The organism is Pseudomonas protegens (genome assembly GCF_003363755.1).
GTDB lineage: Bacteria > Pseudomonadota > Gammaproteobacteria > Pseudomonadales > Pseudomonadaceae > Aquipseudomonas > Aquipseudomonas danubii.
Map to the genome: position 1 here is coordinate 3,843,656 of NZ_CP031396.1, position 26,533 is coordinate 3,870,188.

Sequence of the window (26,533 nt, forward strand, 5' to 3'; positions counted from 1 at the left end):
GCGGGTTATTCAGGGATGAACTTGGCGCTGACGTAGGGGGCGTAGTCCGGCAGCACCGCTTCGACCTTGCCTTGCTCCTTGAGGAACACTGCGGTGTCGGTGATGGCCTTGGTGGTCGGGGCGCCGAGGCTGAGCACCTGGTCGGCGGCCAGTGGGTAGACGTTGCCTTGCAGCAGCAGCGGGATATCGCTGGCCTTGGCCCCGGAGAGCTTGACCAGTTTGTCGACGTTGCCCTGGTTGGCCAGCCAGGCTTGTGGGTCCTTGCGGTACTGGGCGTAGGCCTCCAGGGTCACCTTGGCAAAGGCCGTGACGATTTCCGGGTGCTTCTCGGCGAAATCCTTGCGCACGATCCAGGCGTCGAAGGTCGGCGCGCCGAACTTGGCCAGCTCGCCGGAGGTGATCAGCACTTTGCCGTTTTCCTTGGCCACGCCCAGGGCCGGGTCCCAGACGTAGGTGGCGTCGATATCGCCGCGCTTCCAGGCGGCGATGATCGCCGGTGGCGCGAGGTTGAGGATCTGCACTTTCGAGGGGTCGATGTTCCAGTGCTTCAGCGCCGCCAGCAGGCTGTAGTGGCCGGTGGAAACGAAGGGCACGGCGACTTTTTTACCGATCAGGTCCTGAGGGCTGTTGATCGCGGAACCGTCGCGGGCCACCAAGGCTTCAGCGGCGCCGATCTGGGTGGCGATGAGGAAGGTTTGCACCGGCACCTTGCGGGTGATGGCGGCGGTCAGCGGGCTGGAGCCCAGGTAGCCGATCTGCACATCGCCGGAAGCGATGGCGGCGATGACGTCGGCGCCGTTGTCGAATTTGCGCCAGTTGATCTTGGCCTGGGTGGCTTTTTCGTAGCTGCCGTCGGCTTGCGCGACCTTGGCCGGATCGACGGTGGTCTGGTAGGCGACGGTGACGTCAGCCGCCTGGGCAAAGAAACTCGCAGCGGCCAGGGACGCGGCCGCCAGGAGGCGAAGGGGGAAATGCAGTTTCATGGGGGGGCTCCTCATAGGCGGCCGGTGATCGGCTTGGGAGGAGACTAAATGATCTAAGAATGCAGAAATAAATAACTTATTTGCATTAGCTTATGAGGTGAAATTCGTGGCCGTAGCCAGACAAGTGTTATGGCGAGGGTGCCGGCTCTCGCCGGGCTGCAACGCGGCCCCCAGCTCGGGCCACGCGCTTATGCAGGAATACCCGGTCGCCCGGTTTGGGAGGGGCTGCGCCGCGGAAGGCCGGCCGACCTAGCGGGAGCAGGCGCCCTCGCCATGGCCCTAGTTGCTGATGGCCAGGATGCTGGCCTGGTAGGCGCCGACGAACACGTCGAAATCACCCACTTCGTTCTGCTCAAGCTCGGTCTGCTGCTCCAGGGATTTGCGCGCCGCGTCTTCGAAAGCGGCTTGTTCTTCCTTGCTCAGGGCCTGGCTGCGGAAGTGCTCGGCATGCACCTGGCTCTGGCGCAGGGAGAACTGGCTGAAGCTTTCCTTGTGCTCGCTCATGGCCGCCAGCACCTGGGCCGATGGGGTCAGGGACGAATCCTTGACCTTGGCCAGCTGGGCGTCCAGGGCCTTGCTGTGCACGTTGCTGCCGTGGCTCTGGTCGAGCAGGGCAGCCAGTGGCGCGATCTGCTCCAGGAGTTCGGCGGCCCATTCCTTCATCTCCACCGGCTGGCCCTGGCGTTGCAGTTGCAGGCCCGGACGCCGGCCTTCCTTGACCACGGCGAGGAAGTTGGAGGTGGCGTTGCCGCACTCGTTGTTCTCGAACAGCGGGCTGTCGTTGAGCGCGCAGTACAGCAGGAAGGCGTCGAGGAAGCGCGCTTCCTGCAGGTCGATGCCCAGGGGCAGGAACGGGTTGATGTCCAGGCAACGCACTTCGACGTACTGGATGCCCCGGGCCATCAGCGCCTGGATCGGCCGCTCACCGGTGTAGGTCACGCGTTTGGGACGGATGTTGGAGTAGTACTCGTTTTCGATCTGCAGGATGTTGGTGTTCAGTTGCACCCACTCGCCATCCTTGTGGGTGCCGACCGCCACGTAAGGCGCGTAGGGCGTGGCCACGGCCTTGCGCAGGCTGTCGGTGTAGCTGTTCAGATCGTTGTAGCAAGGGGTCAGGCCGGCCTGGGCCTGGCTCTGGTAGCCCAGGTCGCTCATGCGCAGGCTGGTGGCGTAGGGCAGGTACAGGGTCTCGGCGTCCAGTTGCTCCAGCTGGTGCGAGCGGCCGCGCAGGAAGCCCGCGTCCAGGGCCGGCGAAGCACCGAACAGGTACATCAACAGCCAGCTGTAGCGACGGAAATTGCGGATCAGCGCGATATAGGCCGAAGACTGGTAGTCCCGGTCGCTGCCGACGAAGCCTTCGGCTTGCTTGAGCAGCGGCCACAGCTGTTCCGGCAGGGAAAAGTTGTAGTGGATTCCGGCAATGCACTGCATGGTCTTGCCGTAGCGCAGGGCCAGGCCCTTGCGGTACACGTACTTGAGCTGACCGATGTTGGAGGTGCCGTAATAGGCGATCGGGATGTCTTCCTCGGCCGGCAACGGGCACGGCATCGATGGACTCCACAGGTACTCGTTGCCGAGCTTGCTGTAGGCGAAACGATGAATCTTGTCGAGGCTGGCCAGGGTGTCCGCCGGGTCCGTGAGGGCCGGGGTGATGAACTCCAGCAGCGACTCGGAATAGTCGGTGGTGATCTGTTCGTTGGTCAGCGCGGAACCCAGTTCTTCCGGGTGCGGGGTCTGTGCCAGGCGGCCTTCGCCGGTAACACGCAGGCATTCACGTTCGATACCGTGCAGGCACTGCTCGAGCAGGGAGAGGTTAGCGCGCTCGCCGAGCAGAGCCAGGCGGCGGTTGAGAAGTTCGCTCAAGTTGGATTCCTTCACGCGTCAGTCGCCCCAATATGGGGGTGGGCAGGACGGTCTACAAGGGTGAAGTTAAAACTGGCGTTTTCGCCTGGTTTTTGAGTCAAGCCGACTCGCTTGAAAACGCCAATCCTTCATCCCTGAATCTGGCTTTAGCGCAGGCAAAAAACTCCGACGCCGCTTTCGCAGCGCCGAAATTAACCCAAATTCATGACAGGGAGCTATAGGACGGCGAAGGTGCCTTGTGCTTTTGCGACCAGTTTGTCGCCCTGGATCACGTCCGCTTCCACCACCAGGGTGCGGCGGCCGGGGTGGATCACCTTGGCCCGGCACAGCACTTCACCCTCGGCTACGGCGCGGATGTAGTTGATCTTGCACTCGATGGTGGCGCTCTGCTGGTCAAAGCCGTGGGTGCTGGAACAGGCCAGCCCCATGGCAATGTCCACCAGGCTGAAGATCGCCCCGCCGTGCAGCTTTTGCCCACGATTGCGCAGTTGTGGGGTCAGCTCCAGGGCGACGTCCGCCTCGCCGGTTTCCAGGCGTTGCAGACGGCAGCCGAGCAATTGGCTGAAGGCGCTTTCGGTCAGGCCGGCAGGGATCTGCATCAGCGTTTCTTCAACTGCTTGGCGTTGGCGAACAGCGAGGCCATGGCGTTGTTGCTCGGAGCGGCCGCGGTGGTTTCCTTGCGTGGTGCGTTGCCCTGAGAGGAGCGCGGCGCCGAGCCTGGACGGGAACCACGGGCGCCATCGATCTTCTCGCCCGGGGTGTCGCTCATGCGCATCGACAGGCCCACGCGTTTGCGCGGAATGTCGACTTCCATGACCTTGACCTTGACCACGTCACCGGCCTTCACCGCTTCACGCGGGTCCTTGATGAACTTCTCCGACAGCGCCGAGATGTGCACCAGGCCGTCCTGGTGCACGCCGATGTCGACGAAAGCCCCGAAGTTGGTGACGTTGGTCACCACGCCTTCGAGGATCATCCCCAGTTGCAGGTCCTTGAGGTCTTCCACACCGTCCTGGAACTCGGCGGTCTTGAACTCCGGGCGCGGGTCGCGGCCGGGCTTGTCCAGTTCCTGGAGGATGTCGGTGACGGTGGGCAGGCCGAAGGTTTCGTCGGTGAACTTTTTCGGATCCAGGCGCTTGAGGAAGCCGCTGTCGCCAATCAACGAGCGAATGTCGCGGCCGGTGTCGGCGGCGATGCGCTGCACCAGCGGGTAGGCTTCCGGGTGGACCGCCGAGGCGTCCAGCGGGTTGTCGCCATTCATGACGCGCAGGAAGCCGGCGGCCTGTTCGAAGGTTTTCTCACCCAGGCGGGCGACCTTTTTCAGCGCGGCGCGGGTCTTGAACGCGCCGTGTTCGTCGCGGTGGCTGACGATGTTCTGCGCCAGGGTCGCATTCAGGCCGGAGATCCGCGCCAGCAGGGCCACGGAAGCGGTGTTGACGTCGACGCCGACGGCGTTCACGCAGTCCTCGACCACGGCGTCCAGGCCGCGGGCCAGTTTCAGTTGCGAGACGTCGTGCTGGTACTGGCCGACACCGATGGATTTCGGATCGATCTTCACCAGTTCCGCCAGGGGGTCCTGCAGGCGGCGGGCGATGGATACGGCGCCACGGATCGACACGTCCAGGTCCGGGAATTCCTTGGCCGCCAGCTCCGAGGCCGAGTACACCGATGCACCGGCTTCGGAAACCATGACCTTGGTCATCTTCATGGCCGGGTATTTTTTGATCAGTTCGGCGGCCAGCTTGTCGGTCTCGCGGCTGGCGGTGCCGTTGCCGATGGCGATCAGGTCCACCGAGTGCTTGGCGCACAGCGCGGCCAGGATGCCCAGGGTCTGGTCCCACTTGTTGTGCGGCACGTGGGGGTAGACCGTGGCGTGATCCAGCAGCTTGCCGGTGGCATCCACCACCGCCACCTTGCAGCCGGTGCGCAGGCCCGGGTCCAGGCCCAGGGTGGCGCGCGGGCCGGCCGGAGCGGCCAGCAGCAGGTCGTGCAGGTTGTGGGCGAAGACGTTGATCGCCTCGGTTTCCGCGTTGTCGCGCAATTCGCCCAGCAGGTCGGTTTCCAGGTGGGTGTAGAGCTTGACCTTCCAGGTCCAGCGCACCACTTCACCCAGCCATTTGTCGGCGGCACGGTTCTGGTTCTGGATGCCCACGTGCTGGCCGATCATGCCTTCGCAGGGGTGCATGGTGCCCGGCAGCTCGTCACCGACTTTCAGCGCGGAGCTGAGAATGCCTTCGTTGCGGCCACGGAAAATCGCCAGGGCGCGGTGCGACGGCATGCTTTTCAGCGGTTCGTCGTGTTCGAAGTAGTCGCGGAACTTGGCGCCTTCCTCTTCCTTGCCAGCGACCACGCGGGCGCTGAGGGTGGCTTCCTGCTTGAGGAAGTTGCGCAGCTTGTCCAGCAGGCCCGCGTCTTCGGCGAAGCGCTCCATGAGGATGTACTTGGCGCCTTCCAGGGCGGCCTTGACGTCGGCCACGCCTTTGTCGGCGTCGACGAAGCGCGCGGCTTCGGCTTCCGGAGTCAGGCTTGGGTCGTTGAACAGGCCATCCGCCAGTTCGCCGAGGCCGGCTTCCAGGGCGATCTGGCCCTTGGTGCGGCGCTTCTGCTTATAAGGCAGGTACAGGTCTTCGAGGCGGGTCTTGGTGTCGGCCAGTTTGATGTCGCGAGCCAGCTCCGGGGTCAGCTTGCCCTGCTCTTCGATGCTGGCGAGGATGCTGATCCGCCGTTCGTCGAGTTCTCGCAGGTAGCGCAGGCGCTCTTCCAGATGACGCAGTTGAGTGTCATCGAGGCTGCCGGTGACCTCTTTCCGGTAACGGGCGATGAAGGGCACGGTGGAGCCTTCATCCAATAGAGCGACGGCCGCTTCGACCTGTTGTGGGCGTACGCCGAGTTCCTCGGCAATGCGGCTGTTGATGCTGTCCATAAAACCACCTGACAAATGTGTGAAAGCAGGCCCGCGGGCACGGAAGTTGAGGCCCGGCGGGTCTGGTTGAGCGGCCTGGCACGCGCCGCCACCTGGATCAAAAGGCTGGCTGTTGACCCGTGAAATCGAAAAAATACTGCCGGCCCAGGCAAATAAAAAAAACCGGCCGCAGGCGTACTGATCAGATATTGCCCAACACAAAAGGCGGCGCATTATACCCAGCGTTACGGTCTTCGGGGTGATCGCCGGCCTCAGGCCGACAGCGGGTTTGCTGGCGATAGAGGAAAAATCTGCTAACAATGCACACGGTGCGTATAACGGCAGCTACGCCATAATGCGCACCGAGATTAGAGGAGCATCCAATGAGCAGCACTGCACAAACTGCTGAAGGCGAAAAAATTCTTATTGTTGACGACGATCCGGGGCTGAGCAGCCTGCTGGAGCGTTTTTTCGTCAGCAAGGGCTACCGTGCCCGCGCGGTACCGAACACCGAGCAAATGGACCGTCTGTTGGGTCGCGAAGTGTTCAACCTGGTGGTCCTCGACCTGATGCTGCCCGGCGAAGACGGCTTGACCGCCTGCCGCCGACTGCGCAGTGCCAACAACCAGATTCCGATCATCATGCTCACCGCCAAGGGCGACGAGCTGAGCCGCATCAAGGGCCTGGAGCTGGGCGCCGACGATTACCTGGCCAAGCCCTTCAACCCTGACGAACTGATGGCCCGGGTCAAGGCCGTGCTGCGTCGTCAGTCGGCTCCGGTGCCGGGTGCGCCGGGCAGCGAAGACGAAAGCGTGACCTTCGGTGACTACGAACTGTCCCTGGCTACCCGCGAGCTCAAGCGTGGCGATGAAGTGCACATGCTCACCACCGGTGAGTTCGCGGTGCTCAAGGCCCTGGTGATGAACGCCCGCCAGCCGCTGACCCGCGACAAACTGATGAACCTGGCCCGTGGCCGCGAGTGGGATGCCCTGGAGCGTTCCATCGACGTGCAGATTTCCCGCCTGCGGCGGATGATCGAGCCCGACCCTTCCAAGCCGCGTTATATCCAGACCGTCTGGGGCGTGGGTTATGTCTTCGTGCCGGATGGCACCGCGACCAAGTGATAGGTGATTTGTAGGAGCGAACGCCCGGGCCGGTAACGACCCGGGCGTTCGCATTCTGCCACTCCGCGAGCGCGAGCCGCTCCTGCAAAGTGTGTATTGGCTGTTATGAAAACCCCGCTGTGGTTCCCCCAGAGTTTCTTCTCCCGCACCCTGTGGCTGGTGCTGATCGTGGTGCTGTTTTCCAAGGCGTTGACCCTGGTTTATCTGTTGATGAACGAGGACGTGCTGGTGGACCGGCAATACAGCCACGGCGTGGCCCTGACCCTGCGCGCCTACTGGGCCGCCGACGAATCCAACCGCGACCAGATCGCTGAAGCCGCCGGGCTGATCAAGGTGGTGGGCAGCGGCGTGCCGGCCGGCGAGCAGCACTGGCCCTACAGCGAGATCTACCAGCGGCAGATGCAGGCCGAGTTGGGCGCCGACACCGAAGTGCGCCTGCGCATGCATGCACCGCCGGCGCTCTGGGTACGTGCCCCGAGCCTGGGGGATGGCTGGCTCAAGGTGCCGCTGTATCCGCATCCGCTGCGGGGGCAGAAGATCTGGAGCGTGCTGGGCTGGTTCCTGGCCATCGGCCTGTTATCCACCGCCTCGGCGTGGATCTTCGTCAGCCAGCTCAACCAACCGCTCAAGCGCCTCGTCTACGCCGCCCGGCAACTGGGCCAGGGACGCAGCGTGCGCCTGCCGATCAGCGATACGCCGAGCGAGATGACCGAGGTGTACCGTGCCTTCAACCAGATGGCCGAGGATGTGGAGCAGGCCGGGCGTGAACGGGAACTGATGCTGGCGGGGGTGTCCCACGACCTGCGCACGCCGCTGACCCGCTTGCGCCTGTCGCTGGAGTTGATGGGCGCGCACACCGACCTGACCGACGACATGGTGCGGGATATCGAGGACATGGACGCCATTCTCGATCAGTTCCTGGCCTTCATCCGCGACGGCCGCGACGAGTCGGTGGAAGAAGTGGACTTGAGCGATCTGGTGCGTGAGGTGGCCGCGCCCTACAACCAGAACCAGGAACGGGTGCACCTGCGCCTGGAGCCGATCCAGCCGTTCCCGCTGCGCCGGGTATCGATGAAGCGCCTGCTCAACAACCTGATTGGCAACGCCTTGAATCACGCGGGAACGGATGTCGAAGTGGCGGCCTATGTGTCCGGTGACACCAATGCGCCGTATGTGGTGCTGAGTGTGATGGACCGCGGCGCGGGGATCGACCCTTCTGAGCTGGAAGCGATCTTCAACCCCTTCACCCGTGGCGACCGTGCCCGGGGTGGCAAGGGCACCGGCCTGGGCCTGGCCATCGTCAAGCGGATTGCCGCCATGCACGGCGGCAACGTCGAACTGCGCAACCGTCCCGATGGCGGCCTCGAAGCGCGAGTGCGCTTGCCTTTGGGCTTGTTGCTGCCACGCGATGCGGACTGAACACCTGTAGCCGCTGCCGCAGGCTGCGATAAGGGCCGAAGGCCCTTGCGCGGCCCGCAAGCGCGACTGCTGCGCAGCCGGTCACAGTTTGCGGCAGTGGCTACAGGGGCCGCCGTTCGAGCGTACCCCTTAGCCCTTACCCTTGGTCCGGGTCATGTTCGGCCCGCCATTTTTCTCGATGTGTTCGATGATGATCCCTGCCACATTCTTGCCGGTGGTGGTCTCGATGCCTTCCAGGCCTGGCGAAGAATTGACTTCCATCACCAGCGGCCCGTGATTGGAGCGCAGGATATCCACCCCCGCCACGCTCAGGCCCATGACCTTGGCCGCCCGCAGTGCGGTCATGCGTTCTTCCGGGGTGATCTTGATCAGGCTGGCGCTGCCGCCGCGATGCAGGTTGGAGCGGAACTCACCCGGTTTGGCCTGGCGCTTCATCGCCGCGATCACCTTGTCGCCCACCACGAAGCAGCGAATGTCGGCGCCGCCGGCTTCCTTGATGTACTCCTGGACCATGATGTTCTGCTTCAGGCCCATGAAGGCCTCGATCACCGATTCCGCTGCGGTGGCGGTTTCACACAGCACCACGCCGATGCCCTGGGTGCCTTCCAGTACCTTGATCACCAGGGGCGCGCCGTTGACCATTTCGATCAGGTCGGGAATATCGTCTGGCGAGTGGGCAAAACCGGTCACTGGCAGGCCGATGCCACGCCGCGACAGCAACTGCAGCGAGCGCAGTTTGTCCCGGGAGCGGGCGATGGCCACCGACTCGTTGAGCGGGAAGACTCCCATCATTTCGAACTGGCGTAGCACCGCGCAGCCATAGAAGGTCACCGAGGCACCGATCCGCGGGATCACCGCATCGAAGCCTTCCAGGGGCTTGCCGCGGTAGTGGATCTGAGGCTTGTGGCTGGCGATGTTCATGTAGGCGCGCAGGGTGTCGACCACTACCATTTCATGGCCACGCTCGGTGCCGGCTTCGACCAGACGACGAGTGGAATACAGACGCGGGTTACGCGACAGCACAGCGATCTTCATGCAACACCTGTGGCAGAGGTAGTGGATACCGGGAACACCGGTTTGTCTTGTACGTATTTGATGCCCGGATTGACCACCAACTGGCCGTCGATCAGCGCCTTGGAACCCAGCAGCAGGCGATAGCGCATGGCCTTGCGGCAGGCGAGGGTGAATTCCACCCGCCACACGCGATCGCCCAGGGCCAGGGTGGTGCTGATCACATAGCGCACCTGAGCCTGGCCGTTGGAGCTTTTAATGGTCTTCATCGCCACCAGCGGCGCTTCGCAACGCCGGTGACGCAATTGCACCACGCTGCCCAGATGGGCATTGAAACGCACCCACTGTTCACCGTCGCGCTCGAAGGGCTCGATCTCGGTGGCATGCAGGCTGGAGGTACTGGCTCCGGTATCGATCTTGGCGCGCAGGCCGGCCACTCCCAGATCAGGAAGCGCCACCCACTCGCGCAGACCGACAACGGTCAAATGGTCAAAAGTCTTCAAATAGGGGAAATCCGCAATTAGCTTTTCCAGGCCGCGACCGGGACCTCGGCCAGGGCTTTGAATGCAGGTTTGGCGAACCAGTAACCCTGCATCAGATAAATTCCACAGTCGCTGAGAAAGTCCCGTTCACCAGCGCTTTCAATGCCTTCGGCAATGACTGTAACGCCCAACTCCGCACAGATTGTGACAATCCCGCGAACGATCGCCTGGCGTACGCGATCCTGGTCGACATCGCGAATCAGCGCCATGTCGAGCTTGATCAGGTCGGGTTGGAAATTCGCCAGCAAGTTCAGCCCCGAGTACCCCGCGCCGAAGTCATCGATGGCGGTCTTGAAGCCGAATTCGCGGTATTCACGCAGAATATGGGTCAAATGGCGACTGTTATCTACGTGCTGGCTTTCCAGGGTTTCGAAAATCAGCCGGTCCAGCGGGAAGTGCTGGGCGCGGGCGGCTTCCAGGGTGCTGCGGATGCACAGTTCCGGGCGGTACACGGCGTTGGGCATGAAGTTGATCGACAGGTGGCTTTGCATCCCCAGCTGCGCGGCCGTGGTGATGGCCAGGGTCCGGCAGCGCTGGTCGAAACGATAGCGGTTGCTGTCGTCGACCTGGTCCAGCACGGTGTGGGCGCCTTCGCCATTGACCCCGCGCACCAGGGCTTCATGGGCAAAGATCGAGCGGTCGCGCAGATCGACTATGGGTTGATAGGCGAAGGAAAAATCGAAACCCAGTGGCGGGCTTTTTTGGCAGCCTTCGCAGCGCTTGTCCGGCGAGGTCAGGGAAGTGGGGAAATCAGTCACGGGGACTCCTCGCGTGTCAGGACGCAACCTGGGTTATTTTAGGTGAGTGGCAGGATTTATGAGAGCCCGTAGGCGGGCCGTACAGTTGCGACATTTTTCAGCAAGAGGAATTCCAGTGGCGCACAAGCAGGAAGAAGAGGACAAGGTTCGTCTGGATAAATGGCTGTGGGCGGCGCGCTTCTACAAGACCCGCGCCCTGGCCAAGGCGGCTATTGAAAGCGGCAAGGTGCATCACCGTGGCGAGCGCTGCAAGCCGGGCAAGGAGCCGCGGGTAGGTGACGAGTACCAGATTCGCGCCGGCTTCGACGAGCGCACCGTGGTGGTCCAGGCACTTTCCATCGTCCGTCGTGGCGCGCCCGAAGCGCAGACGCTCTACACGGAAACCGAAGCCAGCATCGCCAAGCGTGAAACCGCGGCAGCCCAGCGCAAGGCTGGCGCCCTGGGGGTCAGCACCGACGGCAAACCGAGCAAGAAGCAGCGCCGTGATCTATTCAAATTCCACGGCAGCAGCCACGAGTGAAAGCGTAGGAGCCGGCTTGCCGGCGAAGGCGTCCTCAAGGGGCCATTCGCCGGCAAGCCGGCTCCTACAGGTCTGATCAGCGCAGCAGGCTGCTGGAGCGGACCACACTCATGCGCGAGAGCACCGGCATCCGGGTCATCAGCTTGAATAGCGGGTGTGTCAGGCGCAGCAGGAAGTTCGACATCCGCGCCGCATACGGCGTGTAGTAGCCCCAGCCCAGGGCCAGCACCGCCAACAGCACGCCGCCGATGTAGTCGTCCTGGCCCCAGTGCGCGCCCGCCACCAGGCGCGGCATCATGAACAGCAGGGTCAGGCCCCAGACGATCAGGAACTGGCCGACGCTGCGGCTGAACATGCCCATGAACAGGCCCCAGATCAGTAGCACCGAAGCGTGGTCGCCGGGGAAGCTCTGGCTGGAGCGGTCCTTGAGTTCCCAGGTCTTCTCCCAGCCTGGGAAGTAGTCGCTCATGTGCACGGCGCCTTCGAGCACCATGGACGGGCTGTTGTGTTGCCAATTCATCAGCGCCACCAACTTGGAAAACAGCGCGCGAATCACCACCATAAGAATCAGGATCGACAGGAAGCCGAAAAACGCCCGGCGCACGTCCACCGCCTTGAACACCCAATCACCGCGAATCAGCAGGCCGAGCATGATCAGGCCCACCACGATATCGAAGGGGCGCAGGCTGGCCACGGCCCAGATGTGCAGCCAGGTGGAGTTGGTTGCAAGGGGAGTGTTGAGGTGACGGAACAGCCACTCGTCGAACATCAGGCAGTACATCTGTCCGGTCGGCCACAACCAGAATCCCAGTAGGGCCAAAGGGAGTAAATTGCACAGAACCAGCTTGCCGAGGTTCCACCTTGCTTGGAACAAACCCGGATTGTTCATAAAATATCTCCAATCACCGCAAAAACTGCACCTTCATGGTGCAAAACCGCAATTTTCGGTGCTTGTAACCTTTTTGTCATCATTCAGATACCCAGACCTATGACTGATTTGCCGGATACCGACTTCACTCAACGCTTCATCTTTGATGAGAGCGACGCCCGCGGCGAGCTGGTGGCGCTGGAGCGCAGTTACGCTGAAGTCCTTGCCAAACACGCCTATCCCGAGCCGGTGGCACAACTGCTCGGCGAGCTGATGGCGGCGGCATCGTTGCTGGTTGGCACCTTGAAGTTCGATGGCTTGCTGATTCTCCAGGCCCGCTCCGAAGGCCCGGTGCCGTTGCTGATGATCGAGTGCTCCAGCAACCGCGAGATCCGCGGCCTGGCCCGCTACGACGCGTCGCAGATCGCCCCTGACGCGACACTTGCCGACATGATGCCCAACGGCGTCCTCGCCCTGACCGTGGACCCGACCCAGGGCCAGCGTTACCAGGGCATCGTCGACCTGGACGGCGCCACCCTGGCCGAATGCTTCACCAACTACTTCGTCATGTCGCAACAGACCGGCACCCGTTTCTGGCTCTACGCCGACGGCCGCAATGCCCGCGGCCTGCTCCTGCAACAACTGCCTGCCGACCGCCTGCGCGATCCGGAAGAACGCGAAGCCAACTGGCAGCACCTCACCGCCCTGGCCAGCACCCTGACCGCCGATGAACTGCTGAGCCTGGACAACGAAACCGTGCTGCACCGCCTGTACCACGAAGAAGCCGTGCGCCTGTTCGACGTGCAACCGCTGCGCTTCCGCTGCAGCTGCTCCCGCGAGCGTTCGGGCAATGCGCTGGTCAGCCTGGGGCTCGAAGATGCTCAGGAGCTGGTGGTGGAACATGGCGGCAGCATCGAGATCGATTGCCAGTTCTGCAACGAGCGTTATCTGTTCGATGCCGCCGATATCACGCAATTGTTTGCTGGTGCGGGCGTCGACACGCCGTCAGATACTCGTCACTAAAACGGTTCAGCGCAGGTAAATCACCTGGCAAACGCCGGAATTACGCCGTACTGACGGGAGGACCCTACTATTTTTGGGCTTTTCTGGCATAATCCGGCGCACTTTTTTCGCGGTAGTAGTGCGCGAGTTTCTACTACAAAACGTTTGGAGCACTCGGCCAATGGCCGACGGGGAACCTCATGACGCAAGCCAATAACGCCGTGTACACCGATCTGAGTGTGGATGATCTGGTCAAAGAAGCCCTGAACCGCGGTGAGGGCGAACTGGCCGATACCGGCGCTCTGGTGGTTCGCACCGGTCATCGTACCGGCCGTTCGCCAGTGGACCGTTTCATCGTTGAAGAGCCCACCACCCAGGACGCTATCGCCTGGGGCCCGATCAACCGCAAGTTCCCGGCGGCCAAGTTCGACGCCCTGTGGGACCGCGTTGAAGCCTACCTGGGCGAGCGCGAGCGTTTTGTTTCCCACGTGCATGTAGGTTCCGATCCGGCGCACTACCTGCCAGTGAAAATGACCACTGAGACTGCCTGGCACAACCTGTTCGGCCGTTGCCTGTTCATCAACCCTGAGCAGTACAACGCCGGTGGCAAAGATGAGTGGCAGATCCTCAACGCGCCAAACTTCGTTTGCGAGCCTGAGCGCGACGGTACCAACTCCGACGGCACCGTGATCCTCAACTTCGCGGCCAAGAAAGTGCTGATCGCCGGCATGCGCTACGCCGGTGAGATGAAGAAAGCCCTGTTCTCCGTGCAGAACTTCCTGCTGCCAGCTGCCGACGTGTTGCCAATGCACTGCGCCGCCAACATGGGCGAAGACGGCGACGTGACCCTGTTCTTCGGTCTGTCGGGCACCGGCAAAACCACCCTGTCGGCCGACGAAAGCCGTTACCTGATCGGTGACGACGAACACGGCTGGGGCGTGGGCGTGGTGTTCAACATCGAAGGCGGTTGCTATGCCAAGTGCATCGACCTGTCGGAAAAGAACGAGCCGGTGATCTGGAAAGCCATCCAGCACGGCGCCGTACTGGAAAACGTGGTGATCGACCCGGTCACCAAGAAAGCCGACTACGCCGACGACAGCCTGACCCAGAACAGCCGCGCCGCCTACCCGCGCGAGCTGATCGAAAAACGTGCACCGAAGAACCTCGGTGGCGAGCCTAATGCCGTGATCTTCCTGACCTGCGACCTGACCGGCGTACTGCCACCGGTGTCGATCCTCAGCGAAGAACAAGCCGCCTACCACTTCCTGTCCGGCTACACCGCGCTGGTGGGCTCGACTGAAATGGGTTCGGGCTCGGGCATCAAGTCGACCTTCTCCACCTGCTTCGGCGCCCCGTTCTTCCCGCGTCCGGCGGGCGAATACGCCGAGCTGCTGATCAAGCGCATCCGCGGCTTCGGCTCCAAGGTCTACCTGGTCAACACCGGCTGGACCGGCGGTGGCTACGGCGTCGGCAAACGCTTCAACATCCCCACCACCCGTGGCGTGATTGCAGCGATCCAGAGCGGCGCGCTGATCGGTGCCGAGACCGAGCACCTGGACATCGTCAACCTGGACGTGCCGAAAGCCGTACCGGGCGTTGAAACCGGCCTGCTCAACCCACGCAACACCTGGGCTGACAAAGCTGCCTACGACGAAGCCGCCAAGGCCCTGGCCGGCCTGTTCATCGAGAACTTCAAGAAGTTCGACGTGAGCGACGCGATCAAGGCTGCGGGTCCAAAGCTGTAAGCCTCGACCTGCCATGAAAAAGCCGCCCTTCGGGGCGGCTTTTTTGTGGGCTACAGAAAGCCTCACGTCTTCAGGTGCAACACCAACGCCCCCAGCAGCACCAGCACCACGCCGGTCACTTGCACCGCCGTCAGCCGCTCCTTGAAGAACACATAGCCCAGCACCGCGGCGATGCCGCCGGACAGGGTGCTGATCACCGTCACCACCGACACCGAGCCGCTCATGGCACCCCAGGAAAAGGCGAAGAACGCGCCGAGGTTCATCAGGCTGGTGGAGGCCAGCAGGCCGCAGTTTTTCAGCGGCGGGATCTTCAGCCCGTCCGCGACTTTAAGCACCATCAGCAGCATCACACCGCTGCCCACGGCGTAACCCAGCCAGAGCATGCTGATCGGCCCCAGTTGCGGCAGGGTGTAGCGGCCCTGTAGCCAGAAGCTGGTGCCGTACAGAACGGCCGAGAGCAGGGCGAAGAAGATCGAGCGGCCGGCGGCGGTGCTGTGGGGCAGTTTGCTGTCCGAGTGCAGGCTGGAGAGGATGACGCCGATCACGCACAACAGGATGCACATGAGTTGCAGCAGGCTGATCTGTTCGCCGCTGGCCCAGGACAGCAGGGTGGTGACCACGCCGTAGGAGGTCACCAATGGGGCGACGATGGAGGCTTTGCCCAGGGCGAAGGCCTTGCCCAGGGCCAGGGCGCCGGAGACGGTAAAGGCCGCGGCGAGCACGCCCATCAGCCAGACTTGCGCGGGCGCGGCCAGGGCCTTGTAGAGGATGGCGGGAAAGATCACCAGCAGCAGGCTCATCAGGGTGAACCCCAGGCTCTGGCTGAAGAACACCGCCCGTTTCACGCCCACGGCGCGGACGTTGAGCCCCACGAGAAAATCGGTGCCGCCCCAGAGCAGGGCGGCGAGCAAGCCCATCAATACGTCCACTGACTGTCCTTGTCGATTGACGGGTTGGAGGAGTCCAACAGCCGTGCTGTTTACTGCTGTGCGAGTCGAAACGCCGGCGCCATGCGTTCTTGTTCACGCCGGGACAGCCCCAGGGCCCGGGCCAGGGTGGGCCATTGGCGAACCACGCTCTGGCAGTGTTCGATGATGCCTTCTGCCTCTGCACGACCGAGGCGGAAATATGCCGCTACTTCCCGTGCCAGTTCAAGGTCCAGCGCATTGTCGGCTTCGCTGATGTTGAGTTTCAGCCCGTTGGCGTGGGCACAGGGGTTCATGTCGTAGGCCGGGGACAGGCGCCAGCCGCGTCCGGGTTCGAGCATGAAGCCATGGTTGCGCAGGTGGTCGTCGCTGTTGGACACCAGCAGGTTGAAGACCATGCGCGACCACAGCTCACGCAGGTCGGCACGGGGCTGCGCGCCGTGGGCGATCAGCACTTCGGCCAGTTCCAGGTAGCTGGCGCCGGTGGAGGCGTCGTCGCCGTCGCTGCGATCGGTGAGGGTCATGGCCGAGGCAAAGTGCAGCCGGCCGCCCGTTTCGGTGCGGTCGAAGCGCTTGATCATGAAACAGTGCTGGTCGCTGGCGAAGCGTTGCGCCATGGCCTCGGGAACCCGCAAGCCGCAATGGCTGGCCAGGGCGTTGACCAGCATCTCCCAGGCGCCGACGTCATGTTCGTCGCGGACGCTGGGAAACTTGGCGATCCACAGGTGGCCCTTGTCGTCGGCGACGCTGGCCTTGGGGCGGGCGCCACCCAGCGATCCACCCGGGGCGATCAGCATGCGCAGCCATTGGCCGCCGTCGGCGGCGCTGTTGTGCGGATCGTTTTCCAGGGCGCGGCTGGCCTGTTCCAGGGCCCGCAGCTCGACGAAGGGTGGCGCTGCGAGGCCGTCGCGGTCATCCAGGAACGGGCCTTGGTCATCGAGGCGATAGCGCAGGGCGCCGACGCGATACAGATCGTGCACCCCCAGCAGCAGGTCGGCGTCTTGCAGGCGGGTGCCGGCGGGCGCCAGGCCGTCGCGGATGTCCCGTTCCAGCCGGCGTTGCATCAGCAGATGGCCCCAGCGATCGGGGCTGGAGTCGGCAAATACGCCAAAGCGGTTTTGCTGCTGGCCGCTGAACTGCCGGCCGGCGAATCGCCCGATGCGCGGGTCCAGGGCAATGCTGGTCAGCTCGGGATCGAGCAGCGCGGCGGGGTCATATTCGAACTCGAAGACGCTGGCAGTGCGGACAGTCCCGACATGCAGCCAGCCCAGGCGCCTTGGTCCGCCCAAGGACTCCCAATCGGCGTAGACGGCGATCAGGGTCATGGCTCATCGATCCTGGGCGTGGGCTTTTTCGCGGGCTGCAGCAGGCTGCTCAGCGATTGGGTATTAATCGGAAAGTCAGCCGTGGGCGGGGCGGAGGGGATCGGCTCGGCCGCGGTTTCATGCAGCGTCAGGCCGGCAGCAGGCGCCTTGGCCGAACGCAGGCTGGGGGCCCGGCGCGCTTTGCCTGGTGCGTTGCTGTCTCCCGGCAAGAGCCGGGCATCCTGCAACTGGCGGCCCAGCTCATCGCGGGCCGCCAGTTGCTCCAGGTCCCTTTCCAGCCCCAGCACCTGCATCACCGACAGGTAGGCGCCCATGGTCACGCCGGACCCGCCAGACTCCAGGGAGCGCAAGGTGGTCAGTGACATGCCTGCCCGTTCAGCCACTTGCTTGGCGGTCAGCTTGCGCCGCAGGCGAGCCAGTTTCAGGCGTTCGCCAAAGGCATCCAGCAGCTTGCCTGTGGCGGGCAGCAGTGGGGCGGTTTTCTTAGCCATGTGCCATTATTCCTGGGTTTTTTCACTTAAACTGCCAAAATATTAGCACTTGATTGCAGATGCGTCAGTTCGCTCCTGAGCTGGGCAGGCCACTGCCGGGGATGTTCTTCGCGGGGCGATTTGCCCCTGCCGGGGTTAGAGCGCTTCCAGCACCTGGGTGTCCCAGCGTTGTTGCCTGATCGCCTGGTACAGCATGCCGATGGTCAGCGGCACCTTGTCGCCCCGGCCCTTGGCCCGGCGTTTCTGGAATGGGTCGAAGCCTTCTGGCTGGAAGTAGCGATAGCTGTCGAAGTCGACAAAATCGATCACGAACTGCTCTTCCAGGGCCTGCAGCAAATGCCGGGCGTCGGCGCCGTCGCAGCCCAGGTCGAGGTTGATGGCGGTGCTCAGGCGCAGGGTCTTGCGCTCGGGCAGGCCGATTTCTTCATGCAGCAACTGCAGCAGTTGGCGCATGGTGGCGTCGTCGGGAAAGCCGGGGGCCAGTTGCATGATCGGAGTTCACTTGCGGCGTTTGAGAAGGTGGAGTGTACGGTGATTCTCCGGCTGAGTTGCAAGTCACCAAGTGGTTGCGCCAGCGGGCCATTTCGAGAGATCGGCACTGTTTTTTTGCCCGGTATTTCCCTGGTTGGACCGAGCATTGGCGGGCAAAACTGTGTATGGTTCGCCGCTGGCTGGTGGGCCGGGGCAGAGGTCCGGTCACCCTTATCTACAGGGATTTTGTTATGGCTTTTTTTCGCCTCGCGGCGCTGTTGTGGCTAGGGATGCTGGCGAGCTCGGTACAGGCTCAGGCGCTGTCGATCCAGGTGCTGGATGCGCTGGCCAAGGGCGCGCCGCTGGCTGATGCCCAGGTGCAGGTGCAACAGGGCGCGACTCAGGTTGCAGGAAGCACCGATGCCCAGGGCCGGGTCACCCTGACGGCCCAGGTGGCCGATTCGCCGGCCAGTGAGTTGCTGATCCGTAAAGCCGGCTACGCCGACCTGCGGGTCAAGTGCCCGTGCCAGGGCTTGAATTACGCCCTGAGTCCGCTGCTGGACAACCCGGAAAGCCTGCGAATAGTGCTGAGCTGGAGCGCGCCGGGAGAGGACCTCGATGCCCACCTGAGTTATCCCCACAAGCTGTTGTACTTCGCCACCGGCAAGGGACCCGGAGCTCGCCTGGAATCGGACAGCAGCGACAGCAGCCGGCCGGAAACCATCACCATCGACGAGCGTGTGCCGGGCGACGCCTACGTCTTTGCCGTGCACGACTTCACCAACAGCACCAGCTATGAAGCGTTGCGCCTGGGCCGCAGCCAGGCGCGGGTCTTTGTCTATAAAGGCGCTGCGCTGATCCGCAGCTACCGCGTGCCGCAGAACCGCAAGGGCAATCTGTGGGTGGTGTTTCGCCTGACCGCCGATGGCCGCCTGCAGGATATCGATCGGCTGCTGCTAGGCAGCGAGGAGCCGGAATCGGTCATGAGCGCTCTTGACCCGCTGCTGGAAAATGCCAAGTCCATCGATGAAGTGGTGGGTGCGGACTTCGGACCGGTGGATGCCAAGAGCCTCAACCTCAAGGGCGAGGAGTCTTACCGCAAGGGCGATTTCGGCGGGGCGCGGATCTTCTACAGCGAAGCCATCGAGCTGGAGCCGGGCTTTGCCCAGGCCTACAGCAACCTGGCCCTGGCCAATCGCAAGAACAGCCGTCCCGACGACGCCATCGCCGCGGACCGCAAGGCCATCGCCCTGGCCAGTGGCCCGGCCGCATCGACCATTCGCGCCAGTGCCTACTACGACATGGCGCGCATCTACGAGGACGCCGGGCAGTTGGCCACGGCGCTTGAGCACTACCAAAAGGCCCGGGAGCAGAAGGCCAACCCGGTGTACGACAAGGCCATAGAGCGGCTGCAAAACCGCTGATCACACAGGCAGAAGTTATCTCCACAACGCGCCGACAGTGGCGCGTTGTGCATTTATGGAGGTTGGTATGCGAATTGGTGTTCTCCCCTGGCTGCTGGCGCTGTGTCTGTCCAGCGGCGTGGCCCGGGCGGCCGGGCCGCAGGTGTTCGCCACCATCGACCGCAGTGGCTGGCCGAATGCCCTGACCAGCACCGCGGAATTCGACACCGCCTCACGGGGCGAGATTCTGATGTTCGGCAAAGCGCTGCTGGCCAGCGAAGCCTTGGATGAACAGGCCTTGAAGCAGCGGCTAGGAGTCAGGCAACTGGATCTGAAGTCAGTGAATCAGGTGCGCCAGCGCTTCTGGGAGTTGCTGTTGAACAACTACCGCTTGGCCAGCCGGGACTGTGAAGGTACGCCGTTCTGCCTCCCTGTACGCAATCTCGGTGAGCTGCGGCAACTGGTGGCCAGTTTTACCGGGGAGAGTAAATCCACTTATGGGGCGTGGGCCGAGGCCAGCACCCGGTTTCATCAGCTGTACCTGAACGAGCAACTGCGCCTGGCGGCGCTGTTCACCGTGGTCAGCAGCGAGATCCAGCGCATGGGGCCGACGGAACGCCTGGGGGACGAGCTGGCGGACCGGGAGTTCCTGCTGACCTTCGATGACGGGCCGAGCCTGCGGGGTGGGCATACCGATCAACTGATCGATGTGCTGCGATCCAAGGATCTGCATAGCCTGTTCTTTGTTCTGGGGGACTCGTTTCAGGCGCGCCTGAGTCAATCTTCGGCAGGGCAGATGCGCCAGTTGTACGATGGCCAGTGTGTGGGTGTACACGGTTGGGAACACAAGTCTCACGCCTCGTGGAGCGAGTGGCAGCATTCGGTGATCCACAGCGCAAACCTGGCCAACCGCACTCTGGCGGATGAATACCAGCCGCTGTTTCGTCCGCCCTATGGGCAGCGACGCGCTGACAGTGCCGACTTCTTCAAGGCCCAGGGGCTGCAACTGATGCTGTGGAACATCGACTCCCAGGACTGGAGCAAAAAGGTCAGCGCCGCAGCCGCAGCCCAGCGGGTGCAGACCCTGATGCTGCTCTGGCGGCGCGGCATCATCCTGTTCCATGACACCCACGCCAAGGCCGCCCAGGCGGTGCCGGCACTGCTTGAGGCCAATCGGCACAATGGTGTGCAATGGCTGGACTGCCGAACCTTGCGCTAGGCCCAGGCTCCCTATCGTCGGTAAGCCGACTCCTGGGTAGGAGCCGGCTTACCGGTGAAAGTGCTCCCGCCCGGTATCATCCGGTATCTGTTTTCCCGCGACCTTTTCTCGAACCGCCGACCTGTGCCGCTAGTCTTCAAGGACAGGTCAGCGGTCAAAGGAGTGACCCTTATGCACAGCACCCTCGAACAGGTCTTCGGTTATCCACAGTTTCGTCCGGGCCAGGAGGCCGCAGTCAGTGCGGTGCTGGCTGGGCGCTCGGCGGCGGCGATCTTTCCCACCGGCTCCGGCAAGTCCCTGTGCTACCAATTGCCGGCCTTGCTGCTGCCGCACCTGACCCTGGTGGTCTCGCCGCTGCTGGCGTTGATGCAGGATCAGTTGGCCTTTCTCCAGCGTCATGGCATTGCCGCCGCCAGCATCGATTCGGCCCAGAGCCGCGATGCAGCCAATGACGTCATGGCCCGGGCCCGCTCCGGTGAACTGAAGATCCTGATGATCTCGGTGGAGCGTTTGAAGAACGAGCGCTTCCGCAACTTTTTGCAGCAGGTGCCCATCTCCCTGCTGGTGGTGGATGAGGCTCACTGCATTTCCGAATGGGGCCACAACTTCCGTCCCGACTACCTGAAACTGCCGGACTACCAGCGCCAGTTCAACATTCCCCAGGCCCTGCTGCTGACGGCCACGGCGACGCCCAAGGTGATCGCCGACATGCAGGCCAAGTTCGCCATTGATGCCGCTGACGTGGTGACCACCGGCTTCTACCGGCCCAACCTCAACCTGCTGGTGGAGCCGGTGCGCGGCGCGGACAAGCGCCGGCGCCTGGTGCAGTGGCTGGGCGAACGGGCCGGGCAGCCGAGCATTGTCTACGTGACCCTGCAAAAGACCGCCGAGCAGATCGCCGAGCACTTGAGTCACCAGGGCATCGCCGCCGAGGCCTACCACGCCGGTCTGCCCCACGAGCAGCGTGAGTCGATCCAGCGCCGGTTCATGGAAGGGCGCAGTAACTGCATCGTCGCGACAATCGCCTTCGGCATGGGCATCGACAAGAGCGACATCCGTAACGTGGTGCACTTCGATCTGCCCAAGTCCATCGAGAACTACAGCCAGGAAATCGGCCGCGCCGGGCGCGACGGCCAGCCTTCGGACTGCCTGGTGCTGGCCAACCGCGACAGCCTCAACGTGCTGGAGAACTTCGTCTATGGCGACACCCCGGAGCTGAGCGGCATCCGCTGCGTGCTGGATGAGTTGCAGGCGTCGGTGCCGGACGGACAGTGGGAGTTCCTGCTCGGGCCCCTGGCGGACCAGAGCAACGTTCGCCAGTTGCCGCTCAAGACCTTGCTGGTGCAGTTGGAACTGCGGGGCCTGATCGCCCCACGCTATGCCTACTTCGCCGAGTACCGCTTCAAGTTGCTGCTGGAACCCGAGGCCTTGCTGGCGCGTTTCGAAGGCGAGCGCCGGGACTTTGTCCAGGCCATCATCAACACCTCCAGCCGGGCCCGGACCTGGGCCACGGTGAACTTCGACGCGCTCTACGAGCAGTACCAGGCGCCGCGCACCCGGGTGGTCAAGGCCCTGGATTACTTCCAGGAGAAGGGTTGGGTGGAGCTGGAAAGCAAGCAGATGACCGAGGTCTACAGCCTGCTGCAAACCGACTTCGATGCCGCTGCCTTGAGCACTGATCTGCATGCTTATTTCACCCGGCACGAGGGCAGCGAAATAGCGCGGATTCACGCCATGCTCGACCTGTTCGCCACCGAGCAGTGCCTGGGGCACCGCCTGGCGCAGTATTTTGGTGACGATCAGGCGCCCCAGCGTTGTGGGCATTGCTCGGTCTGTCACGGCCAGGTGGCACGACTGCCGGAGCCACCCGTGTTGCCCGCGCTTGTGGATAAAAACTTCAACGGGTTGTGCGGCGATTTTATCCACAGGCATCAGCAGCACACCGGCGATGTGCCGGGAGCAGAGCGGCTGACGCGTTTTCTCTGCGGCATCAGCGTGCCTTTGTTCACCAAGCTCAAGGCCCGCAGCATTCCCGGTTTCGCGGCACTGGAGGATTACCCTTACGCCGCCGTGCGGGAGTGGTGCGAGGCTCATCTGGCCGCCTGACAAGCCACCGGCGCAATGGACGCAAAAGGGTTTGCCCAGGCTTGGCTGTCTGCGGTGAAATGCCGGGCGATCAACCGATCGCCCGGCCTTCAATCCAAGGGAGAGAGCCCCGATGTCCGAGCCTATGCCGCAACGTGGCGACTATCGCCACTTCCAGCCGATCATCACCCGCTGGCACGACAACGACGTCTACGGCCATGTGAATAACGTCACCTACTACAGCTTCTTCGACACGGCGGTGAACACCTACCTGATCGAACAGGGCGGGCTGGATATCCATGATGGCGAGGTGGTGGGATTCGTGGTCAGCTCGGCTTGCGACTACTTTGCGTCCGTCGCTTTCCCCGAGCGAATCGAGATCGGCCTGCGGGTCGGCAAGCTGGGCAACAGTTCGGTGCAGTACGAACTGGCGGTGTTCAAGGCGGGAGAGGCGGATGCCTGTGCGGCTGGACGTTTCGTCCATGTATTCGTGGATCGGCGGTCGAACCAGCCGGTGCCGATTCCGCCCGCATTGCGAGCGGCTCTGGAACGCCTGCTGCTGGCGTGAACTTCGATACTCGATCTCAACCCCCGGCACTGGCACTTGTAGCCGCTGCCGAAGGCTGCGATCAGCTGCGCAGGAGGCGCCAAACCTCAATCCACGGGGCAACTGACCCACCGCAGCACCTGGCTTGGGGAGGCCTGAGGCCTCGTGCGCAGCCTGCGGCAGCGGCTACAGGGCGGGGGGTCAGTCGCGATAGTGACGGTGCTTGCGATGCCCGTAGGCATGACCACGGCCACGGTGGCCGTCGCGGTAGTAGCGGCGGTCATCGCGGCCACGGTAGTCGCGATCTTCCCGGGCGCTTTCGTTGCCCATGTAGTTGCCCAGGGCACCGCCGGCGCCACCGCCTGCCGCGGCGCCGATCAGGCTGCCGGTATTGCCGCCCATGCTGCGGCCCACCACGTTGCCGCCGGCTGCGCCCAGGGCGCCACCGATGGCTGCCTGGCCACGGCTGCGTTTGTCCGCACCCACCGCGCTACCGCCGGCACCGCCCAGGGCCGCACCAATGGCCGAACCGGTGTTGCCGCCGATCTGCTGACCGACCACCGAGCCTAGAACCCCACCCAATGCGCCGCCCACACCGGCTTCAACGGTGCCACCGGCAGAGGCGACGCCGCTGACCAGGCCAAGGGACAACAAGAGAATCGAGGAGAACTTCATACAGGAGCCTCAAAGGGATGACGGCGCGATCCTGAGGCCGGACCACGCCGCTTACAAACGAAATCCGACGAATAGCACGAGTTGTACACAATCTCGTAACTTACTGTTTTTATTGCGGAACTTAAGTGAATTTCGCCGGTCTTTAGCTACTTCGCAATGGCCGCTTTGTTAACAAAGCGGCCTTTTTTGTGCCTGCGGTTCAAGGCTTTGCAGCGGCTTTGAACCGCAGGCAAGCCGGCGCCTACGATTCACGCGCTAACGGTAGGCGCTGGCTTGCCAGCAAAGAGGCCCTCAAGCCAGGAATCAGGCCGAGCGAGCCATGATCAGGCCGTTGTCGCTGGCCGCTTCCAGACGGATGGCGATGAACTTGGACGTCGGGGTGTGGCTGCCGTCGCCGGTGCTTTCCAGGGGCACCAGCGGGTTCACTTCCGGGTAGTAGGCGGCAGCCTGGCCGGCCGGGATGTCGAAGGCCAGCAATGTGAAGCCCTTGACCCGACGCTCGCGGCCGTCATCCCACAGGGAAACGATGTCGGCTTTCTGCCCCGGCTTGAAGCCCAGGCGGATGATGTCCGCTTCGTTGGCGAACAGCACGTCGCGCTGGCCCTTGACCCCGCGGTAGCGGTCATCGAGGCCGTAGATGGTGGTGTTGTACTGGTCGTGGGAGCGCATCGATTGCAGGATCAGGTCCGGCAGTTGACCGGTGGCCCGGGTGCGTTCGTGGATCAGGTCCTTGGGCAGCAGGTTGGCGCGGAAATTGGCCCGACCCGAAGGGGTGTTCCACTGGCGAGAACCGGCGCTGTTGCCCAGGTAGAAACCGCCCGGGTGCTTGAGCCGTTCATTGAAGTCCTTGAAGCCGGGAATGGTATCGGCGATCAGGTCGCGGATACGCCCGTAATCCGCCGCCAGCCAGTTCCAGTCCACCGGCTGGCTGCCCAGGGTCGCGGCAGCCATGCCCGCAACGATCCACGGCTCGGAGCGCATCTGCGACGACAGTGGCTGCAATTGGCCGTTGGAGGCGTGGACCATGCTGAAGGAGTCTTCCACGGTCACCGCTTGCGGGCCGCCGGCCTGCAGGTCGATGTCGGTGCGACCCAGGCACGGCAGGATCAGCGCGTCCTTGCCGTGGGCCAGGTGGCTGCGGTTGAGCTTGGTGCTGATCTGCACGGTGAGGTCGCAATTGCTCAGGGCCTGGAAGGTCCGCGGGCTGTCCGGGGTGGCCTGGGCAAAGTTGCCGCCCAGGCCGATGAACACCTTGGAGCGGCCTTCGAGCATGGCGTGGATCGCCTCGACCACGTTGTGGCCGTTGTTCCGAGGGACCTTGAACTGGAAGCGCCGCTCCAGGGCATCGAGGAAGGCCACCGGCGGGCGCTCGTTGATGCCCATGGTGCGGTCGCCCTGTACGTTGCTGTGGCCGCGCACTGGGCACAGCCCGGCGCCGGGCTTGCCGACGTTGCCGCGCAGCAGCATCAGGTTGGCGATTTCCTGGATGGTCGGCACCGAGTGGCGGTGCTGGGTGATGCCCATGGCCCAGCACATGATCACGTTCTTGCCCTTGGCGTACATGCGCGCTGCCTGCTCGATTTCCACCAGGGTCAGGCCGGACTGCTCGACAATCTGCTCCCAAGGGGTGTCGTCGAGGGTGCCCAGGTAATCGAGGACGTTGGCGGTGTGGGCATTGAGGAAGTCGTGGTCGAACACTGATTCTGCGCCGGCTTTCTGCGCATCACGCTCCCACTGCAGGAGGAACTTGGCCATGCCGCGCAACAGCGCCATGTCGCCGCCCAGGGCCGGGCGGAAGTAGGCGGTGTTGGTCGGGCGATTGCCGTTGGTGAGCATTTCGAGCGGGTTCTGCGGGTGCTGGAAGCGTTCCAGGCCACGCTCTTTCAGCGGGTTGATACACACCACTTGGGCGCCGCGTTTCACCGCTTCGCGCAGCGGTTCGAGCATCCGCGGGTGGTTGGTGCCGGGGTTCTGGCCCCAGACGAAAATCGCGTCCGCATGTTCGAAGTCGTCGAAGGTCACGGTGCCTTTGCCGACCCCGACGCTTTGCGCCAGGGCTACGCCGCTGGCTTCGTGGCACATGTTCGAACAGTCGGGGAAGTTGTTGGTGCCGTAGGCGCGGACGAACAGTTGATACAGGTACGCCGCTTCGTTGCTGGCCCGGCCCGAGGTATAGAACTCGGCCATGTCCGGGCTGGGCAGGTCGTTCAGGTGCTGGGCGATCAGGCTGAAGGCGTTTTCCCAGCTGATGGGTTGGTAGCGGTCGGTTTCGGCGTTGTAGCGCATCGGCTCGGTCAGCCGGCCCTGGTACTCCAGCCAGTAATCACTTTGTTCCAGCAGGGAGGTGACGCTGTGCTTGGCGAAGAAGGCCGCGTCCACCCGGCGCTTGGTGGCTTCCCAGTTCACCGCCTTGGCGCCGTTCTCGCAAAACTTGACCATGCCGCTTTCCGGCGAATCGCCCCAGGCGCAGCCCGGGCAGTCGAAGCCGCCGTTCTGGTTGGTCTTGAGCATCATGCGGATGTTCTTCAGGGCGTTGTCGCTGGTCAGCCAGGCCTGGGCCACGCTGATCAGGGCACCCCAGCCACCGGCCGGGCCCTTGTAAGGCTTGTAGCGGGCAACGGGTGTCTGATCGGCTTGGTTGTGTGTACTCACAG

The 26,533-nt window shown here is 63.3% G+C and carries 23 protein-coding genes; 9 read left to right on the top strand and 14 right to left on the bottom strand.

Annotation, left to right across the window (positions count from 1 at the left end; all coding sequences use genetic code 11):
* Window positions 1-5: 5 nt before the first annotated feature.
* The 4 genes from tauA to DWF74_RS17395 form a co-directional block, all read right to left on the bottom strand.
* The gene (gene tauA, locus DWF74_RS17380) at window positions 6-983 is read right to left on the bottom strand and encodes a taurine ABC transporter substrate-binding protein (RefSeq protein ID WP_102862653.1); all 978 of its coding nucleotides are present in this window, start codon (window positions 981-983) and stop codon (window positions 6-8) included.
* A gap of 279 nt (window positions 984-1,262) precedes the next feature.
* Window positions 1,263-2,846: a glutamate--cysteine ligase gene (gene gshA, locus DWF74_RS17385; RefSeq protein WP_102862654.1), complete on the bottom strand. Its 1,584-nt coding sequence runs from the start codon at window positions 2,844-2,846 to the stop codon at window positions 1,263-1,265.
* A 215-nt stretch (window positions 2,847-3,061) separates the two neighbouring features.
* Window positions 3,062-3,445, bottom strand: coding sequence for a PaaI family thioesterase (locus DWF74_RS17390; RefSeq protein ID WP_011058654.1), 384 nt, complete (start codon window positions 3,443-3,445; stop codon window positions 3,062-3,064).
* Window positions 3,445-5,769 carry a Tex family protein gene (locus DWF74_RS17395; RefSeq protein WP_115581375.1) on the bottom strand — a complete coding sequence of 775 codons (2,325 nt, stop codon included), beginning with the start codon at window positions 5,767-5,769 and terminating at the stop codon, window positions 3,445-3,447. The genes DWF74_RS17390 and DWF74_RS17395 overlap by 1 nt, the downstream gene beginning before the upstream one ends.
* Before the next feature lie 362 nt (window positions 5,770-6,131).
* Here DWF74_RS17395 and ompR point away from each other — a divergent pair, with 362 nt between their 5' ends.
* Complete coding sequence (ompR, locus tag DWF74_RS17400; RefSeq protein ID WP_016966992.1) at window positions 6,132-6,872, top strand: osmolarity response regulator transcription factor OmpR; 741 nt, start codon at window positions 6,132-6,134, stop codon at window positions 6,870-6,872.
* 105 nt (window positions 6,873-6,977) lie between these two features.
* The gene (locus tag DWF74_RS17405) at window positions 6,978-8,291 is read left to right on the top strand and encodes an ATP-binding protein (RefSeq protein WP_016966991.1); all 1,314 of its coding nucleotides are present in this window, start codon (window positions 6,978-6,980) and stop codon (window positions 8,289-8,291) included.
* Between the two features lie 129 nt (window positions 8,292-8,420).
* Here DWF74_RS17405 and rimK read toward each other — a convergent pair whose 3' ends face one another.
* The 3 genes from rimK to DWF74_RS17420 all read right to left on the bottom strand — a co-directional run bounded on the left by rimK (window position 8,421) and on the right by DWF74_RS17420 (window position 10,602).
* On the bottom strand, window positions 8,421-9,326 hold the full coding sequence (gene rimK / locus DWF74_RS17410) for a 30S ribosomal protein S6--L-glutamate ligase (protein WP_007931744.1): 906 nt from the start codon (window positions 9,324-9,326) through the stop codon (window positions 8,421-8,423).
* On the bottom strand, window positions 9,323-9,739 hold the full coding sequence (locus DWF74_RS17415) for an ATP-dependent zinc protease family protein (protein ID WP_374046134.1): 417 nt from the start codon (window positions 9,737-9,739) through the stop codon (window positions 9,323-9,325). Before DWF74_RS17415 ends, rimK begins: the two co-directional genes overlap by 4 nt.
* A gap of 83 nt (window positions 9,740-9,822) precedes the next feature.
* Window positions 9,823-10,602, bottom strand: coding sequence for an EAL domain-containing protein (locus DWF74_RS17420; protein WP_115581376.1), 780 nt, complete (start codon window positions 10,600-10,602; stop codon window positions 9,823-9,825).
* 115 nt (window positions 10,603-10,717) lie between these two features.
* Between DWF74_RS17420 and DWF74_RS17425 the strand changes: the two genes are divergently transcribed.
* A complete protein-coding gene (locus DWF74_RS17425; protein ID WP_016966989.1) occupies window positions 10,718-11,122 on the top strand; it encodes an RNA-binding S4 domain-containing protein in 405 nt (134 codons plus the stop codon).
* A gap of 76 nt (window positions 11,123-11,198) precedes the next feature.
* Here the strand turns inward: DWF74_RS17425 and DWF74_RS17430 are convergent, their stop codons facing one another.
* Window positions 11,199-12,011, bottom strand: a complete 813-nt coding sequence (locus DWF74_RS17430; RefSeq protein WP_102862658.1) for a phosphatase PAP2 family protein — start codon at window positions 12,009-12,011, stop codon at window positions 11,199-11,201.
* 99 nt (window positions 12,012-12,110) lie between these two features.
* Here DWF74_RS17430 and hslO point away from each other — a divergent pair, with 99 nt between their 5' ends.
* Both hslO and DWF74_RS17440 read left to right on the top strand, forming a co-directional pair.
* Window positions 12,111-13,013, top strand: coding sequence for an Hsp33 family molecular chaperone HslO (gene hslO, locus DWF74_RS17435; RefSeq protein ID WP_016966988.1), 903 nt, complete (start codon window positions 12,111-12,113; stop codon window positions 13,011-13,013).
* 179 nt (window positions 13,014-13,192) lie between these two features.
* Window positions 13,193-14,737, top strand: a complete 1,545-nt coding sequence (locus tag DWF74_RS17440) for a phosphoenolpyruvate carboxykinase (RefSeq protein ID WP_060837041.1) — start codon at window positions 13,193-13,195, stop codon at window positions 14,735-14,737.
* A 62-nt stretch (window positions 14,738-14,799) separates the two neighbouring features.
* On the opposite strand, the gene DWF74_RS17445 is transcribed toward DWF74_RS17440, so the two are convergent.
* From DWF74_RS17445 to DWF74_RS17460, 4 genes are all read right to left on the bottom strand, one after another.
* Window positions 14,800-15,654, bottom strand: a complete 855-nt coding sequence (locus DWF74_RS17445; protein WP_205413508.1) for a DMT family transporter — start codon at window positions 15,652-15,654, stop codon at window positions 14,800-14,802.
* Window positions 15,655-15,716: 62 nt separating this feature from the next.
* Window positions 15,717-16,988, bottom strand: coding sequence for a type II toxin-antitoxin system HipA family toxin (locus DWF74_RS17450; protein WP_115581378.1), 1,272 nt, complete (start codon window positions 16,986-16,988; stop codon window positions 15,717-15,719).
* Window positions 16,985-17,479: a helix-turn-helix domain-containing protein gene (locus tag DWF74_RS17455; protein ID WP_060842181.1), complete on the bottom strand. Its 495-nt coding sequence runs from the start codon at window positions 17,477-17,479 to the stop codon at window positions 16,985-16,987. The genes DWF74_RS17450 and DWF74_RS17455 overlap by 4 nt, the downstream gene beginning before the upstream one ends.
* Before the next feature lie 135 nt (window positions 17,480-17,614).
* Window positions 17,615-17,968, bottom strand: coding sequence for a DUF1493 family protein (locus DWF74_RS17460; protein WP_110651152.1), 354 nt, complete (start codon window positions 17,966-17,968; stop codon window positions 17,615-17,617).
* Window positions 17,969-18,201: 233 nt separating this feature from the next.
* Between DWF74_RS17460 and DWF74_RS17465 the strand changes: the two genes are divergently transcribed.
* From DWF74_RS17465 to DWF74_RS17480, 4 genes are all read left to right on the top strand, one after another.
* On the top strand, window positions 18,202-19,374 hold the full coding sequence (locus tag DWF74_RS17465) for a YfaP family protein (protein WP_115581379.1): 1,173 nt from the start codon (window positions 18,202-18,204) through the stop codon (window positions 19,372-19,374).
* A gap of 67 nt (window positions 19,375-19,441) precedes the next feature.
* Window positions 19,442-20,572, top strand: coding sequence for a polysaccharide deacetylase family protein (locus DWF74_RS17470; RefSeq protein WP_115581380.1), 1,131 nt, complete (start codon window positions 19,442-19,444; stop codon window positions 20,570-20,572).
* A gap of 171 nt (window positions 20,573-20,743) precedes the next feature.
* Complete coding sequence (locus DWF74_RS17475; RefSeq protein WP_115581381.1) at window positions 20,744-22,678, top strand: RecQ family ATP-dependent DNA helicase; 1,935 nt, start codon at window positions 20,744-20,746, stop codon at window positions 22,676-22,678.
* Window positions 22,679-22,790: 112 nt separating this feature from the next.
* Window positions 22,791-23,225 carry an acyl-CoA thioesterase gene (locus DWF74_RS17480; RefSeq protein WP_115581382.1) on the top strand — a complete coding sequence of 145 codons (435 nt, stop codon included), beginning with the start codon at window positions 22,791-22,793 and terminating at the stop codon, window positions 23,223-23,225.
* Window positions 23,226-23,405: 180 nt separating this feature from the next.
* On the opposite strand, the gene DWF74_RS17485 is transcribed toward DWF74_RS17480, so the two are convergent.
* Both DWF74_RS17485 and DWF74_RS17490 read right to left on the bottom strand, forming a co-directional pair.
* Window positions 23,406-23,879: a YMGG-like glycine zipper-containing protein gene (locus DWF74_RS17485; protein ID WP_102862669.1), complete on the bottom strand. Its 474-nt coding sequence runs from the start codon at window positions 23,877-23,879 to the stop codon at window positions 23,406-23,408.
* Window positions 23,880-24,182: 303 nt separating this feature from the next.
* Window positions 24,183-26,531, bottom strand: a complete 2,349-nt coding sequence (locus DWF74_RS17490) for an FdhF/YdeP family oxidoreductase (RefSeq protein ID WP_102862670.1) — start codon at window positions 26,529-26,531, stop codon at window positions 24,183-24,185.
* Window positions 26,532-26,533: the final 2 nt, after the last annotated feature.